The organism is Candidatus Lernaella stagnicola (assembly GCA_030765525.1).
Lineage (GTDB): Bacteria > Lernaellota > Lernaellaia > Lernaellales > Lernaellaceae > Lernaella > Lernaella stagnicola.
Genome location: JAVCCK010000027.1, coordinates 243837 through 269665, shown reverse-complemented (window position 1 = coordinate 269665; position 25829 = coordinate 243837). Strand labels below are relative to the sequence as shown.

Sequence of the window (25829 nt, the reverse complement as noted above, 5' to 3'; positions counted from 1 at the left end):
TCAGATGCTGCCGCCCGCGTCGACGACCATCGTGTGGCCGGTGACGAAATCGGATTCCGGACCTGCCAGGAAAGCCACCGCGCCGACCACGTCCTTGGGTTCCATCAATTCCTTGATGGCCTGGCGCTCGAGCGCGCCTTTGAGGATTTCCTCCGAATTCCACAGGGCCGCGGAAAAATCGGTTTTGACTAGGCCGGGCGCGACACCGTTGACGCGAATGCCGAAATGGCCCCACTCGGCGGCGAGGGTTTGCGTCATCATTTGCAGCGCGGCTTTGCTCATACCGTACACGCCCAGCATGGGGGCGTATTGGAACGCGGCGGTGCTCGTCAGGTTGACAATTTTGCCGTAGCCGGCCTTTTGCATCGGTTCCAGGCACGCCTTGGCCAGCAAGAAGGGCCCGAATACGTTGACTTGGAAGACTTTCATCAGAGCGGGCTCTTCGCAGAACATCACCGGGCCGAACACGGGGTTGGTTGCCGCATTGTTGACTAGGATATCCACCCGGCCGTAAGCGCTCAGCGTGGCGTCGACCAAGGCTTGGATTTGCTCGACCTTGCCGATGTGAGTCGCCACGGAAAGGGCTTCGCCACCGGCTTCTTTGATCGTGGCGGCCACCGTTTCCAGGGCTTCGGCTTTCCGCGACGCCAGCACGACCTTGGCGCCTTCGGCGGCGAGGCGGGTGGCGATGTGGGCACCGATACCACGGCTGGCGCCGGTGACTATCGCGACACGATCCGCGAGCTTTTTCTCCATCGGTGGGCTCCTTGCTTTGGTTCCGGAGGCAATATCCTAAGCGGGGATCGGCGTGCGTGCAAGTTGTGGTTTGGCGTGACGGGGCGAATGCTCTATTTTGGAAAGAAGAAACGGAGAGGAAACATGCGGTCGTTTTCAGTGTATCGCGGGGCGCTCTTGCTGGTCGTATGCGGCTTGATCCTCGGCGTGGCGGCCTGCGCCAAGCCGTATATATCGAGCAGTGGCGACGAAATGAGTGAAACAGACCTGCGTTTGGCGCTTCACGAAATCGCATGCGGCGGCGAGCGTGCCGCGCGTTATTGGGCCGACCGGCTCGACGAATTCTGCCATGCCGGGTATCCGGATGTCTGCGGCGTGCTTGTTTACGCGTTGACGCGCGTGGGTAGGCATGGAGGCTCCGACTACGACCTCGCTCTGGGACGCATGGAATACCGCACCAACACCTACGGAGCTTTTGCGTACGGTTACATGCTGCTTACGGACAAGAACGACTGGCGCGGCGCGATGACGTATTTGGAAAAGGCGTGTTACCACGATTTGTATTTGGCGTGTACGCATTACGGATCGGTCGTCGTGGCGCATTCCCTGCCGGGCAGCGATAACGCCGAAACGGGCCGCAATTACTGGCGCATGTCGTGCCGGGCGGGCGAAGCGTTGGGCTGCTTTTTCTTGGGACAGGACCTCCGCGAGCGGGGCTTGGACGGCAGCGAGTACCTGCAACGGGCTTGCCGGTTAGGGTACGGCGCGGCCTGCGTCGAACAGAAACCGGCTGCCGGTCGTTAAGCGGCCGGTGGAAAAAGGATTGCCGCAATGAAGAAATTCCTGGTGGCCGGAATTGTGTTGCTGCTTTTGGTCGGGGCTGCGGCCGTTGTCGCGCATCTCGTCGCCAAGGGATTCAGCACGCGCTGGGACGGTGACTCCGCCGCGACCGACGACGACCCATCCCTGCCGCCGCAAGGCCCGGCCGACCCCGATGCGGAACTGATCCGGTCCGCCTTCCAGGAGTTACTCACCCACGGCGCCTACGCGGCGTACAAATGGGAAGACCGCCTGCGCCGTGCCTGCGAATCGAACATCACCGACGCTTGCGCCGTGGACGCGTACGCCAAGCAGTACATGGGCGATTGGGAAACCGCTTACGATGTGCTCACCGTGAAAACCGACCCGGCCAAGGATCCGATGGCCGCGAACATTATGGCTCGGCATTACCAAAACCGCGGCAAGCGATACGACGAGGCGCTGCGTCTCTATGAGTTCGCGTGCGAGGGCGGGGTGGCGGTCGGATGCTCGAACGCCGGGTGGATGTACGCCAAAGCGTACGGCGTGGTGCAAAACGACGCCCGCGCCGAAGCGCTGTATCGCCGTGCTTGCGACGACGGCGAGTTTTACGGCTGCAACAATTTAGGTTGGATGTACGCCAACGGGCGGATCGGCGAAAAGGACGTCGTCCAGGGCGCCGCCTTCTACCGCCGCGCCTGTGAAAAGGGAAGCGGCCGCGCCTGCACCAACCTCGGTATCTTGTTGCGGGACAATGCCGCGCTCAATCCAAAGCAGAACGAGGTGCGCGACGCGTTCGAACGAGGGTGCGGGCTGCACAACAGCTCGGGCTGCAACGAGTTGGGGCGGATGTTTGAAAACGGCGAAGGCGTCGGGGAAGACTTCGAGAAGGCCCGTCGCTATTACGCCGCGGCCTGCGACGAGGGTGAGGCGGTAGGCTGCACGAATCTCGGCTACCTATACAGTCAAGGAAAGGGTGTGGCGGTAGACGCGAAAAAAGCCGCGTTCCTTTATGAAGAAGGATGCGACGACGGCAGCGATCTGGCCTGCAATAACCTGGGTTGGCTGTGCCGCGAAGGGCGAGGCGTCGAGCAGGATTTCAAGCGGGCGTACAAGCTGTTTGTGGAGGCTTGCGCGAATGACCTGGCACTGGCCTGCGCCAACTTGGGGCTTTTGTTCGAACACGGACAGGGCATCGATCGCGACGTGGCCAAGGCGATCAATCTATACTTGCACGCCTGCGAAAAAGGCAACGACTACGGCTGCGACCAACTCAAAGGCGCGCACGCAAGAGGTCTCATCGCCTCCATGGATGCCGAGGACGCGCAACGCGCCTACCGCAAACTTTGCCAACTTGGCGAAACAAATGCCTGCGGCAAAGTGAAATAGCGCGGCAAGCACGATAGTCCAGGACCTTCGATGGACCACCTTGCAGCCGGTAGCAGATCAATAATATGCCGTTAACAAAGTGCGACAACCGTGTTAAGATTGCGGCTCCCGGGGGGGGTGTAGAAAGGGTCCGCACGATGAAAAAAACGCATTTCTTGGCAGTTGTAACTCTCGCTACAGCGGCGATATTAATTGGATATTCCGTCACTTGGGCGGTCGGCCCGGTTCTCTTGGATCCCAGCAAGCGCGGCGTGTCGGTTGTGTGGGAAGGGACGGGGCAGGGCGAGATCCTCTACGGTCTTTCCGAGGATAGTCTCGACCAATCGTTGGCGGTGCAATCCGAGGACATCGGCGTATTTCGCGGCAAAATCGAGTGCCTCAAGCCCGATACGCAGTACTTCTATCAAGTGCGCTCGTTGCTGTATGAATCCGACGTTTACAGTTTCATGACCGGCGTCGAGCCGGAAACACCCTTCCGCTTTGTGGCCTTTGGCGATACGCGCACCAATCGCCCCGAGCATGAGGCGGTGATTGAAGCGATACGCGCCGAAGCCGTGCCTTTTGTGCTGCACAACGGCGACTTGGTCGACATCGCGGTTTTCGTATGGGAGTGGGACGAGTTTTTCGACATCGAGCACCGCATGCTGCGTGAGTCGGTATTTGTGCCGGTGATGGGCAATCACGAGATGTGGGCCGGGCAACCCTTCTTCCGTCGCTATTTCAATACGCCGGACCACGGCGACGCCACATCGTCGGTTTATTCTTTTCAGTACGGCAATACCTTCTTCATCAATTTGGACATTGCGCGGTTGTATACGCCGGGATCGGATCAATACGGCTGGCTGGTCGACCAACTCATCCTGGCCGAGAGCATCCCGAGCGTCAAACACTGCGTCGTGCAGGCGCACTTTCCGCCGTATTCCGCCTCCAACCACGGGTCCGATGTCGACGTGATGCTTTACCGCACGACCATCGCGCCGCTGCTTACGAATTTCGGCGTCGACCTGGTGTTCGGCGGTCACGACCACAATTACCAGCACAATCAAGTCGAAGGTGTTGATTACTTCGTGCTCGGCGGCGGCGGCGCCCCGCTCTACGGTGTAGACCCCGAAGCGTGGACGATCGCGTACGAACGCTCCAACAACTACCTCGTAATCGACGTGAACGGCGAAGTGATCAACCTCACCGCCAAACGCGCCGACGGCACGATCATCGAAGAATACATGCTCGAAAACGATTTCGGCGGGCAGGGAATCGGCGAAGAATTGCCGGTGCCGTGCGCCGATGGCGATTGGGACGAGGATGGCTTGACCGACGGCGAGGAATACGCCGGCTGCACCGATCCTTACGACGCCGACACCGACGGCGACGGCTACAACGACGGTGACGAGGTTCTCGCCGGGACCGATCCGTGCGACGAAAACTCCTATCCCGGTTCCGGCGACGATGACGACGACGATAACGACGACAATGACGACGACACCGGCGGCGACGACGATGATGACGACGACAATGACGACGACACCGGCGGCGACGACGATGATGACGACGATAACGACAATGACGATGATGATGACGACGACGATAACAACGACGATAACGACGATGATGACGACGACAGCGGCTGCGGCTGCTGATTAGCCCGGTCGGTAGTCGCGGCAGAGCGGAATCTTTTCACACGACGCGCGGCGCGCTTCTAGGCGCACGCGCCAATCTCCCGCCGATGTAACTGCTACCCGAACTCCGCCCGGAGTGTCTATTCCGGCGCGTCTTCCCAGTAACGGCGGCGCGGGTCGTCACGTTCGTAATCGAGTTCGAGGCGGGCGCCGTCGAATTCGATGGTCGTCACGTTCGTGCCCCACGGCTGTTGGCAGTAGATGTTCTCCCACCGCTCGTACGGGCCGAGATCGATCGTTGCGCCGTCCACGGTCATCTCGCCTTCCCAGCCGACGACAACCGCGCCTTGCGTCGGCGAGCCGTAGCTCACTTCGTCTTCCGTGATGGTTACCGAGGCGCTTTCGACCGCGGCGACGAAGGCGGCATAGGACCCGTGTTCATCGATGTCGCCCAGTTCGACAATCCACACGTTTTCCTTGGCGTCGGCGATGAGCTCGTAGTCGTTGTCGGTCGCCCATTCCGTGGGGTTCTCGGAGTACAGCGCGACGTAGGCGTCGCCCTTGCGGCCGAAGGCCCAGTTGCCGCTCTGCGACCATTCGTCAAAACCGGTTTTCGGGAAATAGGCGTGGCTGTAATCGACAAAGAGCAGTTGATCGAGCAACGGGATTTGAGGCCGGCGGTATTGAATGACCCCGACGTTTTCATGCAGCGTGGCGCGCGGCAGGAAGCCGCCGGTCCACGGTCCGCCCGCGTAATCGTCGGCTAGGCCGCCGGGGTAGGTGGTGAACACATAGGCGTCTTTATCCAGCGTCGCCTGCCAAATGTGCACTTGCGCGGCCCACATGCCGGGCTTGAAATCCTGCGCGCCCGATAGCTGATAGTTCGGCGTGCGGTGGGTGTAGGTGCTCACTCGTTCCAGCGCGACGCCGCGCGCCAAATCTTCGAACATCGTGGTGAGCAGGCGCGGCAGCGGGCCGTTGACGAGGGGCTTGAGGAACGCGATGTCGCTGAACAAGAAGCTTTCCCACAAGTTGTATTCGTTGACCATCGCGAAGGTGCCGTCGACGATTTCGGGCACGGCGTAACCGGTCGCGCCCCACCAGAACATGACGTCTTGGTAAGCCTCGTAGCCGATGCCCCATTCCGGGCCTTCTTCAATCGTGATGCTGTCGCGCTGCTTGTGCTCCACGAAGTCGATGGAATCCACGGCGACGGCTTCCAAAATCGGCGGCGGGAAGTAGGTATCGCTTGTGGCAAGGAACGAGCCGGTGAAATCACTCGTGCTGGTGCCCATTTCGCCCAGGCCGAGCATGATCCAGACGCCCACCCGCGTCGAGTCGTTCAAGCCGCCGAGCAGTTTGCTGGGATAGGTGCGGCCGTGGGTCGTGGCGAACAGGCCGTGGTAGTAGTTCATCGCCATGTCGAAGGCCATCATGTCCATAATCATCGCCGCTTTCGTGGCGATAACTTCATCTTCGGCGAAATCCGCCAGGTTGATCAGCGGCGGCATGTCTTCCTGAAAATAGACGTTCGAATGCCACTCGGAAAATCCGAAGTAACCGCGAAACTTCATCCAGCGGTGGATCAGCGGTTCGGCGTGCAGCATGTGTTCCGTACCGGTCATGCCGGAATTGGGGAACACGTCGTCGGGGAAAAGCTGCCCGGCGAGGTATTCCAGCGAGTGGTACAGAATCTGGTGGTTTTCCGACCACCAACACAGGTCGTCGGGGCCGGGCTCGTCGAGCCAGTACTTGAAATTGAGCACCGTGTCTTCGATGTCGGCCTTGAACGTGGCGGGCAGGGCCTGCGCCTCGCGGTCGAGATACAGCATGCGCAGCAAGCCGGTCAGGTCGAAGTCGGAGGTATCTTCGCGGGCGTTGATCTTGGCGATGGACTCATAGACCGTGGCTTCGTTGTATTCCGACGCGCCGAGGTAGACGCGGCAGCTTTGGCCGTGACGGCCGCCCTGACCGGGGCCGTTGTTGTCGTAGCAGTGCTGCAGATACGTATCCTGCCGGTCGAGGAACGCGGCGGTGGGCTCGATGGCGTCGCCGGGATCGGTGTCATTGTCGTCGTCGTCGTCATTGTTATCGTCGTCATCGTCACCGGTGTCGTCGTCGCCGGTGTCGTCATCGTCGTCGTTTGTGTCGTCATTATTGTCGTCGTCATTGTCATCGTCGTCGTCGCCGGCATCATCGTCGTCATCATCGTCGTCGTCGCAGGCCACGGATACCGCCAATAACAGCGCGAGCAAAACGAAAAGCCCAAACAGTAGCGAGGAGGATTTCATCGTTTATCGTCCTTTCATCGAAACCGCCATAAAGTAACGGCTTTCTCGCGGTTTTGCAATTTGCGGCGATCGTGATTGGCTTGCAGAAAGAAGGCCGGGACTTGCATTCAATATTCGCTTCGATAGTATCCGGGGCGGGTAGCCCCCCGGGCAGGCCGGCGACGCCGGCGCCGGGCAAACGACGGGAAAACGCAAGGAGAAGAGGCCATGTTTCGAAGGGTTACGTTGGTTTTTGTTATTTTGCTGATGATTGCCGTGTGGGCGACCGGCGCCGCGGCGGACGACGACCTCGAAAAGGTTCGCCGGGCCATCACGGAGAACAACGCCGCGTGGAAGGCCGCCGAGGCGTTTTTCCATCCCGATGAATTTGGGTCCCATCTGGGCATCAACAAGCCGCTGGAACTCGATTTGCTCGAACCGAAGATCGATCCGCCCCTGGACATCCCCACGAATTTCGATTGGCGCGACCAAAGCGCGGTGACCAACGTGCGCTCGCAGGGCCAGTGCGGTTCGTGCTGGGCGTTTGCGGCGGTCGGTGCGTTGGAGTCGGCGGCGATCCGCGAGGGCGGCTATCCGCGCAGCATCGACTTGTCCGAGCAGTACCTGGTGAGCGATTGCTACTCGCAATACGACTGCAACGGTTCGTACTCGGTGTGGGAGCCGGCGCAATTCCTGGTGACGCAGGGCACCGTCGACGAAGCCTGCATGCCCTACGTGGCGCATAACTCTGCATGCGACCGCTGCGGCAATTGGTCGAGCCGCTTGTACACCGCCAACAGCCGCGGCACGGTTTCGCAGAACGTCGAATCGATCAAGCAGGCCCTGTATCAGCACGGCCCGCTGATCACCGCGATGGACGTGTACTCCGATTTCAACTACTACGACGAGGGCGTGTATTCCCAATCCTGGGGCAGCTACGAGGGCGGGCACGCGATCCTGATCGTCGGCTACAACGACAGCGGCCAGTACTTCACCTGCAAAAATTCTTGGGGTTCCTACTGGGGCGAAAGCGGCTACTTCCGCATCGCTTACAGCCAGGTCAACGGGTCGGTCAGTTTCGGGCAGGATACGCAGTGGCTCAGCTTCGACGAGGGCGGCACGCAGCCGACCGGCCATGCGCCGACCATCGACTACCTGCGTTACTACGACGATGACGACGAATTGGTCTACCCGCCGGTGTACGTCACCCCCGCGCAGTCGGCGACGTTGTCGATCGCCTTTGATTATGACGACTCGGACGGCAACCTGGACGGCGGCATGCTCTACGCCGAACTCGACGGCGACACCTACACGCTCGGCCCGCTGACCGATATGGGCGCGTCGGGCGCGCTGGGCTTCTACTTCGACTTCGAAATGACGACGGGCGGGCACGACGGCAATTTGTACGTCGTGGACACCGCGGGCAACGAAAGCAATGTGCTGCCCTTCGAATTCACGGTGCAGACCAATCCGCAGCCCTGCGCGGGCAACACCGCGCCGCATATCCAATCGACGCATTACTTCGTGGAGTCCATCGAACTGCAGACGCCGTTGGAAGTGCAGCCCGGCGTGATGCTGGAAATCCGCTTCGAATACGAAGACGACCAGTGCAACCTGCCCGGCGGCGACCTGATGATCGACGCGGGCGGCGGCTGGCAGAATCTGGGCCCCAACCCCTTCTACCTGGGCTGCAGCACCGACGATTCCGGCCTCTATTGGGGTTTCTACTTCGACCTGGAAGACGCGTCGCCGGGCTCCTACGCGTTCGAGGCGTACTTCACCGATATCTGCGGCTCGGCCTCGAATCACGTTGACGGCGTCTTCTCGGTTTCCGGCGCGGGCGACGACGACGATGACGACAACGACGATGACAACGACGACAACGATGACAACGACGCCTCCGACGACGACGATGACGCCTCCGACGATGACGACGCTTCGGACGACGACGACGCCGGCGGCAACAACAAACCCAACCAAAGCAGCGGTGAACGCGATGATGAAGAAGACGGCGGCGGCTGCGGTCTCTAGCTGGCTGGTGATCCTGCTGTTAACTGCTGCGGCACTGGCCGCGGGCGACGCGCCGCGATTAACCGACGCGGACAACGGCCGGGAAATCACGCTGGCCGCCGGGGCCGTAACGCACGTTACGCTGCTGGCCAACGCGGGCACCGGCTACGTGTGGCAGGTTGTCTCCAGCGACGCGGGCGTGGTGGAAGTCGGCAAGCACGACGTGAAGGTCGACCACGCGCCCGGCCTCGTTGGCGGGCCGATTCACTATGTCTTTCCCCTCACCGCCAAAAAGCCCGGCCGCGCCACGCTCACCGCGACCTTTTTCCGCCCCTGGGAAAAGGACACGCCTCCTGCCAAAACCGTCACGATCAACGTGGTGGTGGGCGAGTAGCGGGGGGTAGACCGGAGAGAAAGCGTTTCCTCGGTTATTGCACCCAATCGAAGTGGGCGAGGAAGTGTTTCAGCCGCGGGGGGCTGTAGGTAAAGCGCATACCGCGGATTTTCTCGGCGCGGTCCAGCACGCAGCGGCAGGTGCGCGCCACGTGTTCCATGTGGTTGTCGCTGTAAACGCGGCGCGGGATCGCCAGGCGCACTAGTTCCAGGTCGGGGTACAACATCTCGCCGGTTTCCGGATCGGCATGGGCGAACATCACCGTGCCGATCTCCACGCTCCGCACGCCGCCTTCCAGGTACAGTTCGACGGTCAGCGCCTGGCCGGGTAGTTGGCTTTGCGGGATATGCGGCAGCATGCGTTTGACGTCAAGGAACACCGCGTGGCCGCCGGCCGGTTGCAGGGTGGGTATGCCCAGTTCGGTCAGGCGGTCGGCCAGCCGCGTGACTTGCCCAATACGCGCGGTAAGGATCTGCTCGTCGAGGCCTTCCTGCAGGCCCTGCGCCACGGCTTCCATGTCGCGTCCGGCCATGCCGCCGTAGGTGACGAAGCCTTCGACGACCACCATGTACTCGGCGACTTTCATCTTCAGCTCGTGGTTGCGCATCGCCAGGAAGCCGCCGATGTTGACGTAGGCGTCTTTCTTGGCGCTCATCAACGCGCCGTCGGCGTGGCCGAACATTTCGTGGGCGATATCCTCGACGCTCTTGTCGTGGTAGCCGGGTTCGCGGTGCTTGATGAACCAGCAGTTCTCGGCGTAGCGGGCGCAATCGAGAAATAAGGGCACCTTGTGCCGGTGGCAGATACGGCTGACTTCCCGCACGTTGGCCATGCTCGCCGGTTGGCCGCCGGCGCTGTTGTTGGTGACGGTCATGATCACCAGCGGCACCTCGCCCTTGTGCTCGGTGAGCACCTGTTCGAGCCGCTCGGTATCCATATTGCCCTTGAAAGGCTTGTCGGCGGTGATATCCGACGCTTCGCCGCAAGGCAGGTTGAGCGCCTGGCCGCCTTTGGTGATGACGTTGGCTTCGGTGGTGTCGAAATGCATGTTGTTGGGCACGATATCGCCCGGCTTGACCATGGCCGTGAACAACAGGTTTTCAGCCGCGCGGCCCTGGTGGGTCGGCAGGACCTGCTGCATGCCGGTGATGCGGCGCACGGTGTCTTGGAAAACCAGGAAACTTTCGGCGCCCGCGTAGGATTCGTCGCCGAGCATGATGCGGCTCCACTGCCGGTCGCTCATGGCGGCCGTGCCGCTGTCGGTGAGCAGGTCGATGGTCACTTCCCGGGCGCGGAGCTTAAACAGATTGTACTTGGCGCGTTCGGCGGCGGCTCGCCGCTGGCTGGCGGTGGTGATGGGAATCGCTTCGACCATTTTCGTTTTGTAGGGCTCAAAGGCGGGCCATTCGCAGTCTCTCATCGCCGGTCTCCTTCGCGGGTTGGCGCGGTGAGTTTAATCCGAGCGTCGCGCGGGCGCAAGTTACGGGACGAAGCGCTCATGAGTTCACGGCAACCGCGTCTAGGGTTTTCTCGGTAGCCGTTTCGGGATGATTCATGATGGTGCATGATAAATGTCGGTCGCGCCGCGAACAACCGGCGGAGGGCACGGAGTGAAAAACGAATTGCGAACGCAGGCGAAGATTTTGTTCGGCGCGCTGGCCGTCCTTTGGCTGACCGAACTGGTCGATATCTTTCTCTTCGGCGGCGCGCTCAACGCCTGGGGCATCCTGCCGCGTCACCTGATTGGATTGCGCGGCATCGTGTTCGCGCCGTTTTTGCACGGCGGGCTGGGCCATGTGGCGGCCAACACCATTCCCTTTCTGACGCTCGGCTGGCTCGTGATGGCCCGCCGCACCGCCGACATTTTTCCGGTGACGGTTATCGTCATGCTCTTCGGCGGTCTTGGCGTGTGGGTGTTCGGCCGACCCGCGGTGCATCTGGGCGCCAGCGGCGTGATTTTCGGCTACCTGGGCTTTCTGCTTTTACGCGGCTGGTTCGAGCGGACCTTCGGCTCAATGGTGTTTTCGCTGATCATCGGCGTGCTTTACGGCGGGATGATTTGGGGCGTGCTGCCGGGGCTGCCGGGCGTTTCCTGGGAGGCGCACTTGTTCGGTTTCTTGGCCGGCGCTTTTGCCGCGCGGGTACTGGCGGCGCGGCGGTGATACGGCGGGAACTGTCGTTCTAATCCGCTTGATTCGTCGGGGCCACATCCGCCACGCAGCGCACGCCTTTATCGTCGAGACGCACGCCGCTGACCCAAATTTGGCGCAGGCAGACCGGGGCCTGGCCGATGTGGCTGTATCAGGATGAGCCCTTGGCGATACGGGCGCCGGGCGGCACGTCGCGCTGGGCGGCCACCCATTCCTTCACGTTACCCACCTGATCGGCCACGCCGCAGCCGATCAGTGCTTTTCGTTTGCTTCGTTTCACGGCAAAGCGTTCTCCCGGCAGGAAATCCGCTCGCTAAAACCCCGCGTCGCGCAGGCCGTAAGCGATTTCGCGGTAGAGCGTCTTGTGATCGAACGCCGCCAAGCCCGCCGGCTGCCCGATGCAAGACCAATGGTCGGCGTGCAGCACCCCGAAGTTCTCGCCGTAGGCAGACCCGGCCGTGGGCACGATGCCGTCGTTGGGGCCTTCGAGGCTTTCCAGCAGGCCGTGCGTCGGCAGCAGCAGGAAGAAGCAGTCATTGCCGCAATCGGTTTGGAACGAGTAATACTTCACGCGCGGGTCGTCGGGATTGGCGGGGTTGAATTCGTTGCGGACATAGTCGTTCGAGATCTGGATGATGCCGTCCCAATCCATACCCAGCAAATTGAGAACCCAATCGATCATCCACTCGATCGGGTCGGGCAAGATTTCGGCGGCGTAGTCCGCCAGCGCGGAGCCCTGGTTGGGCACGGCGATCATGGTCACCGAAGCGATGCGGTCGCCCCAGCCCATTTGGGAGATCATATAGCGCGCGTCGAGACCGCCCTGGCTATGGGCGATGATGTTGATTTTCCGCCCGGCGTACGCCGCGTTGATCACGTCGGCCCATTGCCCGGCCCGGTATTCCATCGAGTGAATCGCCGACACTGCGGGGTCGATCACTTCGAAGCCCTGCGCCGCCAGATCCTTCTGCACGCCCGCGAAGTAGGAGAGGGGGCCGGCTTCGCCCCAACCGAAAAAGCCGTGCATGAGCACGATCGGGTACTTGGTGCCGACCAGCGGGGCGTCGTCGTCGCCGTTGTCGTCGTTGGCGCCCGGGTATCCGGGGCCGGGATTGGTTTCCGGCACGCCGGGTTCCTGTTCATCTTCGCTCAGGTCGCGGCATCCCACCGGCGCGATAATCAAGCAAAGCGCGATCAACAAAACAAACAGCCGGCATGCTCGAGTCATAGTTGCCTCCCTAAAAAAATGCGAACGATGCCGAGGAGTTTACCGCGTGTGCACCAAGATTTCGAGGCGATAACGCAAGGCCAGATCGTGGCGCGCTATCTCGGCGATCATGCCGCGTGTGAAGCGATCCAAAAGCGGGCCGAGGCGGGCGGCATCGGTTTCGCCGACGGTAGCGGACAACCACTCGCGGAGCTTGTCGTGCTCGGCCTGCGGCAGATCGGGTCGGCCGTCTTCGCCGGGGACGAACAACGCGGTTACGGCCTGCAGATCATCCGGACTCAAGGGTTCCAGCGAGGGTTCGTGTCCCAGTAGATCGTGGCAGCGGAAGGTGTTGAACATGAGTCGATACGAAAGGTCGGCCGGGCTCGGCACATTGGTCCCCGCCAGATCGACAAGCTGCGTCGTGCCCGGGGTGAAGTGGAAGCCTTCGTCCATGAGCGCCGCGAAAGCGGCGACGGTTTGGAGGATCTGGTCCACCGCGCGAATCTGCGCCAAGGTCGACCACGAATGCTGTTTTCCCTCGGAGAAATAGGCGGGCTCGCGCTCGAGCAGCGCCTGCACGACGTCGGCTTCGGGTGTGTCGACCAGCAATTGCGACGGGCTGCGTCGATCGACGGCGATAGTCTTGAGCATCGCTCGGGCACGTTTGACCAGGCGCATGACAAGGCTGCGGCCGATCTTATGGATGTCGAGGCAGCGGTACACCGCCAGTTGCTCTCGCGCTTCGTCTTCGTCGAGCCCGACTCGATGTTCCAGGCCGATACTCAGGTAGCCATCGGTGCGCACGACGAGCCGCCGCACTTCCTCCAATTCAAAGAAAGGCACCCGCGCGGCCACGACGGCCATATTCGCCAGGCCCATGATTTCGACACTGACTTCTTCCCGAGCGGGGAAATCCTGCGCCAGGGCGCGCCGCAACAAGCTGTCGGGGTGCTCGTAGTGAGTGAGATAGGTGGAGCTGCTCACCTTGGCGCCGGGTTCCTGAGCCAGCGCGGACGCCCCGACTTTCCGGCGCGGCTGGAAGCGATCGAGTTCGACGACGGCCACGATTTCGAGGGCGTCGTAGTAATCGGGGAAGCCCCGGCTGCTCAGGCGCGAGTTGCGTTCTTGATAGGCTTGCTCTTCGACTTCGGTGCCGTGTTCCCAGTAGATGGCCTCCAGCAGCAGATAGAAGAAGTCGGGGGCCATATCGTAAATCCGCACGATCAGCGCGTTGATCAGTCGGCTCTGTTCCAGGCTGCAGACGTATTGCACGAGGTGGCGGTTATCCGGCGTGAGAAAGCCGCCGCCTTCCACGTCGATGGCGTCGTCGATGTTCTCGAACTTGTGAACGACTACATGCTTGCTGAAAAATGCCACGTGATAGGCCAAGTCCATTTTTTGCATATCGCTGATGAAACGCTCGTCGCTCAGTTCGTTGAGCAGCAAGTACCACGTGCGCGCCTTGGGTAGATCCACTTCGTCCTTCGCCCAACAGTCGATGTCGATGAAGCCCTGCACCTGTTCCGGCGTGAGTTGCTCCAGCAGAATCAGGGCGTCATCGGTGCCCATCTCGTGCATCATGAGGTACGCGTTTTCGACCGGCAGCAGGGCGAAGACTTTTTCGGGTTCGGGATGCTCAAACGCCAGATTGAAGGCTTCGCGCGCCGGCAGCCCGGCCAAAAGGTCCACGCCTTGCTCGGGTGTGGCCATGGCCATGGCGGCGAATAATTCTTGACGAGTCAGTTCCTTGCTCATGATTCTCCTACCGGGCGAGGTCATTGTTGCTCTCTTTAAGCCTAACCATCGAACCGACACGGTGAAATTGCAATGGGCCCTCACGCTTCGCCCCGGCGACCGCCGCCCTTTGAAAAAAGCCCCGTTTTATGGGACGATACTGACGCGCCGGGTTGTGCCCGGCGTTGTTTTTTTTACCCCTTTTCCTCTCGCTTCCCCGCGTCCGAATTCAGCCCGTGTTGACGGCCCCGAAGGCACTCTAGTAGCGTGAACGGCATCATCCCCAAAGGAGCGGCCCATGCAAGGCTTTTTCGAGGCGCAGCACGTTGCCGTATTCGGTGTATCGACAAAGGAAAGCAATCTCGGCGCGCGGATCGTCAACAATTTGCTGCAATTCAAGTTTAGCGGGCGTATCACGTTGATCGGACGCGGCGGCGGCGCCATCGCCGGGCACCGCATTTGGAACAACCTGGCCGAATCCGGCGCGGAGGGCGTGGACCTGGCGGTGGTGCTTACCCCGGCCCGCACGATTCCGGACATCATGGAGGCGTGCGGCAAGCTCGGGATTCGGCGCATGGTCATCGAATCCGGCGGTTTTGCCGAACTGGACGAGGAAGGGCTGCGGCTCCAGCAACAACTGCTGGGCATCGCCGCGAAGTACGACATTCGTTTTGTGGGCCCCAACGGCCTGGGCGTGACCGATAACCATACCGGTTTGGCGGTTCCCTTTTCGACCATGCCCCAACCGCGCCGGGGCGACGTGAGCATCATCACGCAATCGGGCGGGGTCGGGCTGTTGTATGCGAACCATTTTTTGGAAGAGGGCATCGGGATGAGCAAGTTCGTCTCGATGGGCAACAAGATCAACGTCGATGAAATCGATCTGCTGCAATTCCTGCGGACCGACGGGCGCACGAGCATGATTCTGGCCTACTTGGAATCGCTGCCCAAGGGGCGGGAGCTGTTCGAGGTCTTGCGCGCGTGCCAAAAGCCGGTGGTGATTCACAAAAGCAATATCAGCGACAGCAGCCGCGATATCGCCAGCAGTCACACCGCCGCGCTGGTCAACGACGACGCCGTTGTCGACGCCGCCCTCAAACAAACCGGCGTGCTGCGCACCGCTTCGCTGCGCGACACGATCATCAAAGTCAAAGCCATGCACCTGCCGCCGATGAAAGGGGATCGGGTGATCGTCGTGAGTCGCTCGGGCGGCCACGCCATCATCGCCGCCGACGAATGCGGCAAACATGGTTTGGTGTTTCCGAAACTGCCGGCGGAATTTCTCAAGCGCGTCGAGAAACACGTGCGTCCCGGCGTCATCCGCATGGGCAACCCACTCGACGTGGGCGACTTGTACGACATGGAAGCCTACCTCACGATCATGGAAGAGGTGATGGCGCTACCCAACAACGACGCCGTCCTCTTCCTGTTCGTCATGATCTCCCGCGATCGCCCCCACGTGGCGCGCGACCTGGTCGACAAGGCCAAGGAGTTGACCGAAAAGCACCAGAAGCCCTTGGCGCTGGTCCTTTATACGTGGCCGGAAATCCTCACGTCGATGCATGCCTACAGCGCCTTTCCGGTTTTTGAGACGACGCAGGAAGCCGTGGCCGCGCTGGCGGCGGGCCGCGATTGGGCGCGTTTTCACAAGTCGGCCCCGAAGCGCACGCCGAAAGTTCGCCTGCACGCCCAAGGCGTCAAGTTGGTCCAACAAGCCGAACCGGGCCGCTACCTGCGGCAGGACGACGCCTTCGCGTTGCTGGAAAGTTACGGCCTCAAGCACCCGCCGGTGCGGCTGGTCGCTTCGCAGGCCGAGGCGGCGCGGGCGTTTGACGAGATCGGCGGCGGTTGCGTCGCCATGAAGATCGAGAGTCCGGACGTTGTGCACAAAAGCGACGTGGGCGGCGTGATCCTCAACGTGCGGTCGGCTCGCGAGGCGCGTGTGGCCTTTCTCGAACTGCAGGAAAAGCTGGCGGAGCACAAACCCGGCGCCCGTTTCTCCGGCGCGTTGCTCATGCCGATGGCGCGGCGGGGCGTCGAGTTGATCGCCGGGGTGAAGGTCGACCCCAGCTTCGGCCCGGTCGTGATGCTGGGGTGGGGCGGCACGGCCGCGGAGGCGATGGAGAGAGTCAGCCTGCGCCTGGCGCCCATCACTCGTCATGAGGCGATGCAGATGATCGCCGAGCTGCCCGGTCAGAAACTGCTCGACGGTTTCCGCGAACGCCCGCCGGTCAGCCGCGCGGCGCTGGCTACCGCGTTGGTGAAGCTTAGCCACCTGGCGCACACGCCGGGACTATCCGAAGTCGACGTCAACCCGATCGCCGCCTACCCCGACGGGGTCATGGCCCTCGACGCGCGGGTTCTCACCCTCGCATGATTCGCTACATTGGCCGCCGCCTGCTGCTGTTGATTCCCACGGTGTTGGGGCTGGCGACCCTCGTGTTTTTCTTCATCCATTTGATCCCCGGCGACCCGGTGGAAGTCATGCTCGGCGAGACCGCCGAGGCCGCCGATAAAGAAGCGCTGAGCGAAAGCCTCGGCCTTAACGACCCGGTGCTGGTGCAGTACGGGCGCTTCCTGGCGGGCCTGGTGCGCGGCGACGTCGGCCAGAGCTTTTTTTACCAACGACCGGTGACCGAAGTGTTGCTCGAACGTCTGCCTGCGACGCTGGAACTAGCGGCGTTGGCCATGCTCGTGGCGCTACTGATCGCCATTCCCATCGGCGTGATCGCGGCGGTGAAACAATACGGCGCGTTCGACAACCTGAGCATGTTCGTGGCGCTGGTCGGCGTGTCGATGCCCAATTTCTGGCTCGGGCCGCTGCTGATTTGGATGTTCTCGCTCAAGCTCGAATGGTTTCCGGTCGGCGGCCGCGGCGACTGGACGTCGCTGGTGCTGCCGGCTATCACGCTGGGTACGGCGCTGGCAGCGATTCTGTCGCGCATGACCCGCGCCAGCGTGCTGGAAGTGCTGTCGGAAGACTTCGTCCGCACGGCCCGCGCCAAGGGACTGCCGCCGCGCACGGTGCTGTTCAAGCACGTGCTGCGCAACGCGCTGATCCCGGTGATTACGCTGGTCGGCCTGCAACTCGGGGCGCTGCTTTCCGGCGCGGTGATCACCGAAAACGTGTTCTCCTGGCCCGGCGTCGGCACGCTGTTTATTGAGGCCATCCAGAGCCGCGATTATCCGCTGGTGCAGGGCTGCGTGCTGTTCATCAGCTTCGGCTACGTGCTCGTCAACCTGGCGGTCGACCTGGTCTATGCCGTGGTCGATCCCCGCATTCGGCTGGGAACGTCATGAGGTCGCCCGCCGCCATCGTGGGATTCGTACTCATCGCGCTGCTGGTGATCGCGGCGCTTATCGGCCCGTGGATTGCCCCGCAACCGGCCGACGCCCTGCATCTGGGCGACGCGCTTGAAGGGCCGTCGGCGGCGCACCTGTTGGGACAGGATGAATTGGGCCGCGACCTGTTTTCGCGCTTGATCGTCGGCGCGCGAGCCAGCGCGCTGGTGGGCGTGATCGTGGTTCTCATCTCGGTCGTCGTGGGCACGATCGTGGGGCTGCTGGCCGGTTACCTCGGCGGCGTGGTGGATCAAATCGTCATGCGCATCGTCGATGTGCTGCTGGCTTTTCCGGGCATTTTGTTGGCGATTGCGGTGGCGGGTATTCTCGGCCCGTCGCTGGGCAATGTGATCTTCGCGTTATCGATTTTGGGCTGGACCGGATTTGCGCGCCTGGTGCGCGGGCAGGTGCTGACCCTGCGCGAGCGCGAGTTCGTGCTCGCGGCCCGCGGTTACGGAGCGTCGACGCCGCGCATCCTGTGGCGGCACGTGCTGCCCAACGTGCTGGCGCCGGTATTGGTGCAGGCGACCTTCGGCATGGCGAGCGTCATTCTGGCCGAAGCTTCGCTTTCGTTTCTCGGCCTGGGTCCACAAAACATTCCCACCTGGGGCGCGATGCTTTCCTCCGGGGTGGACTACCTTCTTTTCGCGCCGCATCTTTCGTTGGCGCCCGGCGTGGCGATTATGCTGACGGTGCTGGCCTTCAACTTCCTCGGCGACGCCCTGCGCGACCGCCTGGATCCGCGTTCGGAGACCGCGCCGCAACTGGTGTGAGCCTCACGGCAGCCAGTACTTCTTCGTCCACGCCTTCCAACGCGCCGGGCCGGCGAGCTTGCGCAGGTGCGCAGAAAAGTCGCTCAACTCGACGCCGATCGGGTAAACGATGAAGTCGTCCGTCACCGGAAACGCCGCCGACCAATCGACCTCGGCCAGCCGTTTGCACACTTCAATGAGCACCTTCGCGCCCTCTTTGGCCAGGTTCGCATCCTTCTGCGCCAGTTGGCTGTACCACTGCCGCACGGCGGCGTTGTACACCGCATCGTCGATCGTGTGCTTGCCGGGCCCGTGCTCCCATTCGGCCGGGTTCCAGATCATCGCCCACCGGTGCGGATCGTCCGGCTGTTCGGCGACCATGCGCTCCCGCTCGCGCGCCAGGCCGAAGCTCACCGAGTCGCCGAAGGGGCAGTTGCCCTCGTCGTCGAACATGAACGCCACGGCGAACACCGGCTCTTGGATACCCGCCTCGGCCGCGACGTGCGGCACGGACTCAACCAGCCGATCACGGATGATCCCGGCCAGCACGCGCGGCGTTTCGCCCTTGGCCGGCCGCCGGTACGCCTCGCGCCATTCGAGGCGCGGCTTGTAGTTCGGCGCGCTGTGCCAGTAGGTGCCCGGCAGTTCGCGGTTCTCGATCCGCGCCAGGCGCCCGAGGTCGTCGTAGGCAAACCGCCACTCACGCTCGGGGCAGTAATCGGTGGCGACCTCGCTGTCGTGCTTCTTGTGCATGCGCACCAGCCGCTCGCCCTCGTAGAAGCACTCGGTCACGTCACGCGCCGGCGGCGTGGGCGGGGTGCGATTGTACCGCCCCTTGATGCGCACCACGCGCCCGCCATCGGTGTGGGAGACTTCGACGCTGATGATCGACTTGTCCTCGAAGTAGTCGAACCGGAACATCGCCGCGACCTCGGGGCCGAAGAAGTGAAACTCCTCGTAGGCGCGGCTGCCGTCGGCCTCGACGAACTCTCGGTCGACCGTCACGCGCCCCTTTTCGTCCAGGCCCCACTGGTGCTTGTACTTCTTGTCGGCGGGTTCGGTTTTGATTCGGCGCGGCTTCGGGAAGTCGTTGAGTTCGTGGAAAAACGGCGTGACCTCGTAGCCCTCGGTGCGCCACTCCCACGTGACGACGCGAGCCTCGGCGTCGGCCTTCAGCGCGGGGTAGTTCGCTTCGGCTTCGGTGATCAGGCGGTCGGGGTCGGTGAAATCGAGCGAAATCGGCGTATGAATGGAGTCGGGCATTTCGGTCTCCCGTTCAATTATTGGATGGATACCGCGCCATTTTACCTGCGCGCGACGTGCTGAATCCACCCCTCCGCTTTCAGCTTGCCCGGTGGAGGCGCTTCTGTAAAAATAATAGGTTATGCGAGGTGATAACCTGTGAGTAAGGTTTGGGAACCCGATATAACGCCCGCGAACATTCCGCGGGGGCAGCGCTGGACCGAGCGGTATCGCATACCGATGATTGCGTTCGCGTTCGCGCTGTTCGGCATCGTGCTGCTCATGCCCACGCCCGAGGGGCTTTCCGCTCAAGGGCACCGGGCGTTGGCGGTGTTCATCCTCTGCGTCTTGTTTTGGGGTTTCCAGATCATCCCGCTGCAAATCACTTCGATCATGGCGATTGTTCTGCTGCCGCTGACCGGCGTGATGAGCGGACCCGAGGCCTTCGCGCTGTTCGGCAACGAGGCCGTGTTTTTCATCCTCGGCGCGTTTTTCATCTCGGCGGTGTTGGTGGAAAGCGGGCTCTCGACCCGCATCACCTGCCAGGCCCTGCAGAAGGCGGCTAAAACCCCGAGGCAACTGCGCATGGGCATCTTGTTGTTCGGCGCCTTCGCCTCGTTCTGGATGAGCGAGCACGCCGTGGCCGCCATGATGTACCCCATCGTACTTTCCGTGGTCGCCGCCGCGGGGCTGTCACCATCCAGCCGCTACGCCCGCAGCCTGTTTTTGGCCATGGCTTGGGGCTGCATCATCGGCGGCATTGCCACTTACCTGGGCGGCGCGCGCAACCCGCTGGCGATGGGCATTCTTTATGAAATGACCGGTGAACGCATCGGCTTCCTGCAATGGCTGGTCGCGGACATCCCTATTGTCGTCGTCATGCTCGGCGTCGCCGTCGCGGTGCTGCACTTCCAATACCCGTCCGAGCCCATCGACTTGGAAAAAGCCGTCGACGTTCTGCGCCACCGCATCAACGACTTGGGCCCGATGGGCAACCGGGAAAAAGGCGTGGCGGCCGTGACCATCGGCACGATCTTCTGCTGGGTGTTCCTTCACGGCACCGTCGGCCTGGGCGTCACGGCGATGGCCAGTGTCGCGGTATTCTTCATTCTGCGGCTGACCAGTTGGCGCGAGATCGAGCGCAGCATCAATTGGGGCGTCTTTCTCATGTACGGCGGCGCGATCGCGCTGGGGCAGGCTCTGTCGCAGACCGGCGCGGCCGACTGGGCCGTCAACGCCATGCTGCACGGCACCTCGCCGCACCCCCTGGTATTGCTCTCCTTCGTCATTGCCGTGACGATGATCCTCACCGAGTTTATCAGCAACGCCGCCGTCGTCTCGCTGATGATGCCGGTGGTCGTCAGCCTCGCGCATACCTTCAGCATGTCGCCGGTGATTTTGACCTTCGCGGTCGCCCTGCCGTCCGGACTGACGTTCATTCTGCCCATGGGCACGCCGGCCAACGCCATCGCCTTGGGATCGGGGTACCCGACACCCAACGACTTTTTCCGCTCGGGCACGTTGTTGCTGCTGGCGGCCTACGTCATGTTCCTGCTCGCGGCGACCTTCTATTGGCCGTTACTGGGATACAAAGTCTGGTAAGGTAAGGCCATGACCACCGACCGCCGCCAAATCGCCCTGCTACTTGCCGGGATGACGCTGTTTGTGCTGATCGGCGTACACTTTCTCAATTACGCCCCCGACGATATCTACATCACAATGCGCTACGCGGCGAATATCGCCGACGGTCACGGCGCCGTGTACAACCCCGGCGAAGCGGTCGAAGGCTATTCCAATCCGCTGTTCCTCGGCTTGTTGGCATTGCTGCATCCGGTGCTCGATAACCCGTGGTCGATGACCCTGGCGGCGAAGATTATCGGTCTGCTGGCCGGATGGCTGACGCTTTTGGCCGTCGCCGGTTTGGCGCGCACCGATCCCGAGGGCGCGGACCATTGGGGTTGGGCGCCGTTGCTTGTCGGCCTTTCGGGATACTTCGCGGTGTGGGCGGCCTCGGGCATGGAGACGGCGTTGCACGCGCTGCTGGTGCTCGCCGCGGTCGGCGGGTATGTGCGCGCGCTGGAGACGGGCCGCAAATCGTGGCGGGTCCTGGCGGGATTGCTGCTGGGCGCGGCGGCCGTGTCGCGCCCGGAAGGAGTGATCTTCCTGGCGGCGGTCTTGGTCGCCCGCGCTCTGCTGCTCTGGCGAGACGGGCGACGTGTGGACGTGGCGGATATCGTCACGCTGCTGGCCGCGGCGACGCCCATTGCGATTCACCTGCTGTGGCGGCATGCCACCTACGGCGCGTGGCTTCCCAACACTTTCTACGCCAAAGCCGGGGCGGGCATCGTGACGTGGCTCGACGGCGTTCGTTACTTGCTGGCGGCGCTGGCACCCGCACTTTGGGGCAACGCGCTGCTTCTGCCGCTATTGCTGACTGGTCTGGTTCCGTGGCGAAAAGCGACGCCGCGCGCGTTGGTATTGCTGTTGGCGGTGGCGGCGCAGGCGGGGTTCATGGTCGTGGGCGGCGGCGATTGGATGCCGGGTTGGCGTTTCGTGATGCCGGTCGTGCCGCTGTTGGCGTTGACGGTGCCGACGATTTTGGCGCGTTTCCGGGTGATTCTGTCCCACAAATGGCGCCAGGAATGGACGTTCCTCTGGCGCGCGCTTCTGGTGACGGCACTTGTGTTGCCCATGGCTGCGCATTTGTACGGGGTCAAACAGCTCAGTCATCGCGCCGGCGGGTGGGGCGGCGTGAGCCAGGCGAAAACCTTTCCGGCCAACTACATCGAGGTTGCCGACTACCTGCGCGACGAGGCTCAACCGGGCGATTGGCTGGCCACGGGGGAGGCGGGGCTGATTCCCTACCTGACCGGCTTGCCGACGATCGACTGCTTTGGTCTCACCGACGCCCACCTGGCACAGGTTCCCGGCGCGCGGCACGCGAAGGTCGATCCGGATTACATTCTCGGCCGCCGGCCGCGTTTTGTGGTGATCGGCGGCGCGCAGAAGACCGCCGACGGGTGGCGTTCGGCGTTCGCCTACGGGCGCAGCCTGCTCAATCATCCCGGGTTAACGCAGGATTATCGACTCGCGTTCACTACGAGGTCGTTTTTGGTATTTCGTCGCGCCTCCTCTGCGGAATGATCGGGCAGCGGGCGGCAACTTGCCCTTCGCGCGGCGAAACCGTACTCTGAAAGCGGTGGTTGGGTTTGTGGGGTACCCGGATGCCGGAGGATTGAAATGAAGCGCCTGTTCGCAACATGCCCGTCGCGCGCGGCGGCGGCCGGGTTGTCGTTTCTTCTCGTTTTTGGGCTATGGATCGGTGTGGCCGCGGCGCAGGATGACGATGACACCGCAGCCGAGGAACTGATTCAAGCGCTCGTCTTCGTTTCCGACCAGAGCGTGGCGACGGTGGATTCGAATCTTTTCGGTATCAACCTGGTCGCGGGCGACATCTACGGTGACGATGCCGGTGGGCTGTGGAGTCCGCAAAGCTTGGCCTGCGGCGGTGGCATTGTGGGTTGTTACCAGCCCTTTTCCTACGACTTGTTGCGCCGTATTGATCCGGGATTGTTACGCTTTCCGGGCGGCCGGTTGACGCGCAGCTACCAGTGGCAAGGCGGCATCGGCCCCGGCGCGCAGCGCGAAACCCTGTTCGGCACCGACGAGTTTTTGTACCTCACCAACCGTCTGGGAGCCACTCCGGTCATTACGCTTAGCATGTACAATCCGGAAACCGGCGCTTTCGCCACCTCGGAGGTGATCGAGGCTGCCATGGCGTGGGTGCGCTACGTGCAGAATGAGTCGCCGTACGGGCCGGTGTTGTATTGGGAGGTCGACTCGGACACCTGGGAGAATTCCGACCACCCCAGCGCGCCGGATGTCACCTTTAAGCGCGTGGCGCCCGAAGCGTACGCGGCGGCCTTTCTGGAGATGAGCGCGGCCATCAAAGCGGAGTTTCCGGACATTCAGATCGGGGCCGTTTCCTACGAAAACGAAGACGTCGAAGACGCCGGCCGCTTGCTGGCCGCGTTTGTGGATTCCGGCGCGGATTCCGCGTACTGGCCCGATTTTTTGACGGTGAGCTTCTTCCGTCCCAACTTCAACGCCGATCGTTGCGACTTGTGGGACAAGGACCTGGATGAAGAACTGCGGCGCACGATGGAGGCCGCTTTTGCCGCCGGGCGCGAGTTGGATGTGCGTCTCAACGCGCTGCTCAACAAGGTGGATCAGCAGTTGGGGGACGACAAGCCCGGCGTGCCGGTGCTTTTGGCCGGCTACAACACGCAACTGCTTTTCGCGGAGAAATACACGAATTACACCGGTGCCGGCGATCCGCCTGATTGCCCCTTCCACGACCTGGCCCACAGTTTGGGCGCGGCGATTTTCAACGCCGACGTCTTGATGACCACGCTGAAATATTCCGATCAGATGCTGGGCGCGGCCATGTGGAATTTCATGGACTACGACTCGCGCGAACCCGGCTATTACGGGTCGGCCTATCTGTTCGGGGGAGAAGTCGTGCAGCGGCCCAACGCGATGGTGCTGCGCATGCTGTCCCGCGACTTCGCCGTCGATCAGGTACTGGCCACCACGACGATCGCTTCCACTTTCGACAACGAACAGGTCGGCCGCACGCCGGCCTACGCCAGTGTCAGTGTCGCGGCGGACGAACGTTATATTCGCGTGCGTGTCGCGCGGAATCGCGAGCCGATTGAAAACACGCCCGTGTGCGGGATCGGCAACGTACACAACCCCGACCCGACCAGCTACATTCGCGGCCGCTTTTTCGTCGACGAAGTATCTCTCACGCGCGACGACGTGCCGCCGGAGTATGCGGTCGATCTGCTGAAAAACGGCGATTTCGAGCAGGATCTTTCCGTCGGTTGGAACCGGACGGCCGACCCGGCCGGTGCGGAAACCACCCGGCAGTGCGACGAGGACGGCTGCCACCTGCAGGTGCGTTTCGACACCGGTGCGAACAACAATCCCGACTACCAGGAGCAGATTTCACAAACCGCGGCCGTGCAGCCCGGCGGACGGTACCGCGTGCAATTCGACTACGCGGCGCAAAATCTGCAAGTCAAAACCCAGAACCTGTTGTGCGACCCGAGTTGGGACCTCACCTCGACCCCGGGGCCGTTCAACAACGCCGGGAACTATTGGGTGGAGTTCACCACGACGCCCGCCCCGGCGCGCATCATCGCCCAGGATTGCTTTGACGGAGCCAACTGCGTGCGCGTGCCGATCGTGGGCGACCCGGAATTCTTTCACATCCGGCAGCGCTACGTGCTGCAGTCCACCGATCCCGATGACTTTCACGTCGTCGGCGCCGTGAAGACGGACGATCTCGACGCGCCGGTGACCATTGAGGCCCAGGCCCGCAACGCCTCGGACGATCTTGTGCAGGCAGCCGGTTCTTTCGGCGTATTCGACACCACCGATTGGAGCCCGCAGGACTTTCGCTTCACCTTGGCCAACCGTGCCGCCACAGCGTTTATCAACATGCACTTGCGGCGTAAGGAAGGGCGCAAGGACAACGGCGTGGCCTACTTCGACAACGTGCGCATGTACCGCGAGGAAATGGTGTACGCGCCGAAAATCGCCATCGACATCTGCAAGGACGCGCTGTGCACCCAGCGGCGTACGATCCAGAGCGAGGGCGTGGTCGGCAATCAGTGGTGGACCAACGTCAACCTCGGCGGCACGCCGCTGGTCAAAGCCTTGGCCGGGCGGGCCGAGGACGAGATCAACGTGCTGCTGATCAACAAAGACCTCGACCGCTTCGCGCAAACCATTCTGGATTTGAGTGATTTGGATCTGGCCGGCGAGCGTTCGATTTTCGTCAGCCGCCTGACGGCCGACGCGGTCGACGCCGATAACGAGGTCGGTGCGCTCGCGCCGGAAAACCAAGTGCCCTTCGACGGCGGCACGTATTTCGGGTCGCTGGAATCGCCGGTACTCGATCTATTGCTGCCGCCTCACTCGGTCACGGCGCTGAAGATTATCGACCCGACACTCAACGAAGACGATCCCGATCCGAACGAAGATTTCGACGATGACGACGACAACGGCGACGACGACACGGATACGAACGGCGGCGGCTTCGGCGGCGGTGGCGACGATGACGACGGCGGCGGCTGCGGTTGTTGAGCGAGCCGACCGACGCGCGAATGAATCAATAAAA

Annotated in this window: 19 protein-coding genes; 12 read left to right on the top strand and 7 right to left on the bottom strand. The window is 62.3% G+C overall.

What is annotated here, in order from left to right:
* Positions 1-756, bottom strand: a complete 756-nt coding sequence (locus P9L99_12900; GenBank protein MDP8224254.1) for an SDR family oxidoreductase — start codon at positions 754-756, stop codon at positions 1-3.
* A gap of 123 nt (positions 757-879) precedes the next feature.
* Here P9L99_12900 and P9L99_12895 point away from each other — a divergent pair, with 123 nt between their 5' ends.
* The 3 genes from P9L99_12895 to P9L99_12885 all read left to right on the top strand — a co-directional run bounded on the left by P9L99_12895 (position 880) and on the right by P9L99_12885 (position 4559).
* On the top strand, positions 880-1539 hold the full coding sequence (locus tag P9L99_12895; protein MDP8224253.1) for a hypothetical protein: 660 nt from the start codon (positions 880-882) through the stop codon (positions 1537-1539).
* Between the two features lie 27 nt (positions 1540-1566).
* Complete coding sequence (locus tag P9L99_12890; protein MDP8224252.1) at positions 1567-2922, top strand: tetratricopeptide repeat protein; 1356 nt, start codon at positions 1567-1569, stop codon at positions 2920-2922.
* 137 nt (positions 2923-3059) lie between these two features.
* Complete coding sequence (locus P9L99_12885) at positions 3060-4559, top strand: metallophosphoesterase (GenBank protein MDP8224251.1); 1500 nt, start codon at positions 3060-3062, stop codon at positions 4557-4559.
* Between the two features lie 119 nt (positions 4560-4678).
* On the opposite strand, the gene P9L99_12880 is transcribed toward P9L99_12885, so the two are convergent.
* Complete coding sequence (locus P9L99_12880; GenBank protein MDP8224250.1) at positions 4679-6829, bottom strand: hypothetical protein; 2151 nt, start codon at positions 6827-6829, stop codon at positions 4679-4681.
* Between the two features lie 207 nt (positions 6830-7036).
* On the opposite strand from P9L99_12880, the gene P9L99_12875 reads away from it, so the two are divergent.
* A complete protein-coding gene (locus tag P9L99_12875; GenBank protein MDP8224249.1) occupies positions 7037-8839 on the top strand; it encodes a C1 family peptidase in 1803 nt (600 codons plus the stop codon).
* Positions 8805-9212 (top strand): protease inhibitor I42 family protein, encoded by a 408-nt coding sequence (locus tag P9L99_12870; protein ID MDP8224248.1) that lies wholly within the window; start codon positions 8805-8807, stop codon positions 9210-9212. The genes P9L99_12875 and P9L99_12870 overlap by 35 nt, the downstream gene beginning before the upstream one ends.
* Positions 9213-9246: 34 nt before the next feature.
* On the opposite strand, the gene P9L99_12865 is transcribed toward P9L99_12870, so the two are convergent.
* Positions 9247-10632, bottom strand: coding sequence for a tryptophanase (locus P9L99_12865; GenBank protein ID MDP8224247.1), 1386 nt, complete (start codon positions 10630-10632; stop codon positions 9247-9249).
* Positions 10633-10822: 190 nt separating this feature from the next.
* Between P9L99_12865 and P9L99_12860 the strand changes: the two genes are divergently transcribed.
* A complete protein-coding gene (locus P9L99_12860; GenBank protein ID MDP8224246.1) occupies positions 10823-11374 on the top strand; it encodes a rhomboid family intramembrane serine protease in 552 nt (183 codons plus the stop codon).
* A 139-nt stretch (positions 11375-11513) separates the two neighbouring features.
* Here P9L99_12860 and P9L99_12855 read toward each other — a convergent pair whose 3' ends face one another.
* Genes P9L99_12855 through P9L99_12845 form a run of 3 tightly spaced genes read right to left on the bottom strand, consistent with a single transcriptional unit; the run spans position 11514 to position 14327 of the window.
* Positions 11514-11642 (bottom strand): hypothetical protein, encoded by a 129-nt coding sequence (locus P9L99_12855; GenBank protein MDP8224245.1) that lies wholly within the window; start codon positions 11640-11642, stop codon positions 11514-11516.
* Between the two features lie 33 nt (positions 11643-11675).
* Entirely contained in the window at positions 11676-12590 is a 915-nt protein-coding gene (locus tag P9L99_12850; protein ID MDP8224244.1) for a hypothetical protein, read from the bottom strand.
* 39 nt (positions 12591-12629) lie between these two features.
* Entirely contained in the window at positions 12630-14327 is a 1698-nt protein-coding gene (locus tag P9L99_12845) for a DUF6178 family protein (protein ID MDP8224243.1), read from the bottom strand.
* A gap of 277 nt (positions 14328-14604) precedes the next feature.
* On the opposite strand from P9L99_12845, the gene P9L99_12840 reads away from it, so the two are divergent.
* The 3 genes from P9L99_12840 to P9L99_12830 are packed head-to-tail and all read left to right on the top strand — an operon-like array spanning position 14605 to position 18421.
* Positions 14605-16683: an acetate--CoA ligase family protein gene (locus tag P9L99_12840; protein ID MDP8224242.1), complete on the top strand. Its 2079-nt coding sequence runs from the start codon at positions 14605-14607 to the stop codon at positions 16681-16683.
* Positions 16680-17606 (top strand): ABC transporter permease, encoded by a 927-nt coding sequence (locus P9L99_12835; protein ID MDP8224241.1) that lies wholly within the window; start codon positions 16680-16682, stop codon positions 17604-17606. The genes P9L99_12840 and P9L99_12835 overlap by 4 nt, the downstream gene beginning before the upstream one ends.
* Positions 17603-18421, top strand: a complete 819-nt coding sequence (locus tag P9L99_12830) for an ABC transporter permease (protein ID MDP8224240.1) — start codon at positions 17603-17605, stop codon at positions 18419-18421. Before P9L99_12835 ends, P9L99_12830 begins: the two co-directional genes overlap by 4 nt.
* A gap of 3 nt (positions 18422-18424) precedes the next feature.
* Here P9L99_12830 and P9L99_12825 read toward each other — a convergent pair whose 3' ends face one another.
* Positions 18425-19663, bottom strand: a complete 1239-nt coding sequence (locus tag P9L99_12825; GenBank protein ID MDP8224239.1) for a hypothetical protein — start codon at positions 19661-19663, stop codon at positions 18425-18427.
* A 138-nt stretch (positions 19664-19801) separates the two neighbouring features.
* Here P9L99_12825 and P9L99_12820 point away from each other — a divergent pair, with 138 nt between their 5' ends.
* The 3 genes from P9L99_12820 (at position 19802) to P9L99_12810 (ending at position 25795) form a co-directional block, all read left to right on the top strand.
* Positions 19802-21244: a DASS family sodium-coupled anion symporter gene (locus tag P9L99_12820; GenBank protein MDP8224238.1), complete on the top strand. Its 1443-nt coding sequence runs from the start codon at positions 19802-19804 to the stop codon at positions 21242-21244.
* A 9-nt stretch (positions 21245-21253) separates the two neighbouring features.
* Positions 21254-22786, top strand: a complete 1533-nt coding sequence (locus tag P9L99_12815; GenBank protein ID MDP8224237.1) for a hypothetical protein — start codon at positions 21254-21256, stop codon at positions 22784-22786.
* A gap of 96 nt (positions 22787-22882) precedes the next feature.
* The gene (locus tag P9L99_12810) at positions 22883-25795 is read left to right on the top strand and encodes a hypothetical protein (GenBank protein ID MDP8224236.1); all 2913 of its coding nucleotides are present in this window, start codon (positions 22883-22885) and stop codon (positions 25793-25795) included.
* Positions 25796-25829 lie beyond the last annotated feature (34 nt).

Coding starts and splice junctions, on each gene's coding strand:
- P9L99_12900 (MDP8224254.1), bottom strand. CDS start 756: ATGGAGAAAAAGCTCGCGGATCGTGTCGCGATAGTCACCGGCGCCAGC.
- P9L99_12895 (MDP8224253.1), top strand. CDS start 880: ATGCGGTCGTTTTCAGTGTATCGCGGGGCGCTCTTGCTGGTCGTATGC.
- P9L99_12890 (MDP8224252.1), top strand. CDS start 1,567: ATGAAGAAATTCCTGGTGGCCGGAATTGTGTTGCTGCTTTTGGTCGGG.
- P9L99_12885 (MDP8224251.1), top strand. CDS start 3,060: ATGAAAAAAACGCATTTCTTGGCAGTTGTAACTCTCGCTACAGCGGCG.
- P9L99_12880 (MDP8224250.1), bottom strand. CDS start 6,829: ATGAAATCCTCCTCGCTACTGTTTGGGCTTTTCGTTTTGCTCGCGCTG.
- P9L99_12875 (MDP8224249.1), top strand. CDS start 7,037: ATGTTTCGAAGGGTTACGTTGGTTTTTGTTATTTTGCTGATGATTGCC.
- P9L99_12870 (MDP8224248.1), top strand. CDS start 8,805: ATGATGAAGAAGACGGCGGCGGCTGCGGTCTCTAGCTGGCTGGTGATC.
- P9L99_12865 (MDP8224247.1), bottom strand. CDS start 10,632: ATGAGAGACTGCGAATGGCCCGCCTTTGAGCCCTACAAAACGAAAATG.
- P9L99_12850 (MDP8224244.1), bottom strand. CDS start 12,590: ATGACTCGAGCATGCCGGCTGTTTGTTTTGTTGATCGCGCTTTGCTTG.
- P9L99_12845 (MDP8224243.1), bottom strand. CDS start 14,327: ATGAGCAAGGAACTGACTCGTCAAGAATTATTCGCCGCCATGGCCATG.
- P9L99_12840 (MDP8224242.1), top strand. CDS start 14,605: ATGCAAGGCTTTTTCGAGGCGCAGCACGTTGCCGTATTCGGTGTATCG.
- P9L99_12835 (MDP8224241.1), top strand. CDS start 16,680: ATGATTCGCTACATTGGCCGCCGCCTGCTGCTGTTGATTCCCACGGTG.
- P9L99_12830 (MDP8224240.1), top strand. CDS start 17,603: ATGAGGTCGCCCGCCGCCATCGTGGGATTCGTACTCATCGCGCTGCTG.
- P9L99_12825 (MDP8224239.1), bottom strand. CDS start 19,663: ATGCCCGACTCCATTCATACGCCGATTTCGCTCGATTTCACCGACCCC.
- P9L99_12815 (MDP8224237.1), top strand. CDS start 21,254: ATGACCACCGACCGCCGCCAAATCGCCCTGCTACTTGCCGGGATGACG.
- P9L99_12810 (MDP8224236.1), top strand. CDS start 22,883: ATGAAGCGCCTGTTCGCAACATGCCCGTCGCGCGCGGCGGCGGCCGGG.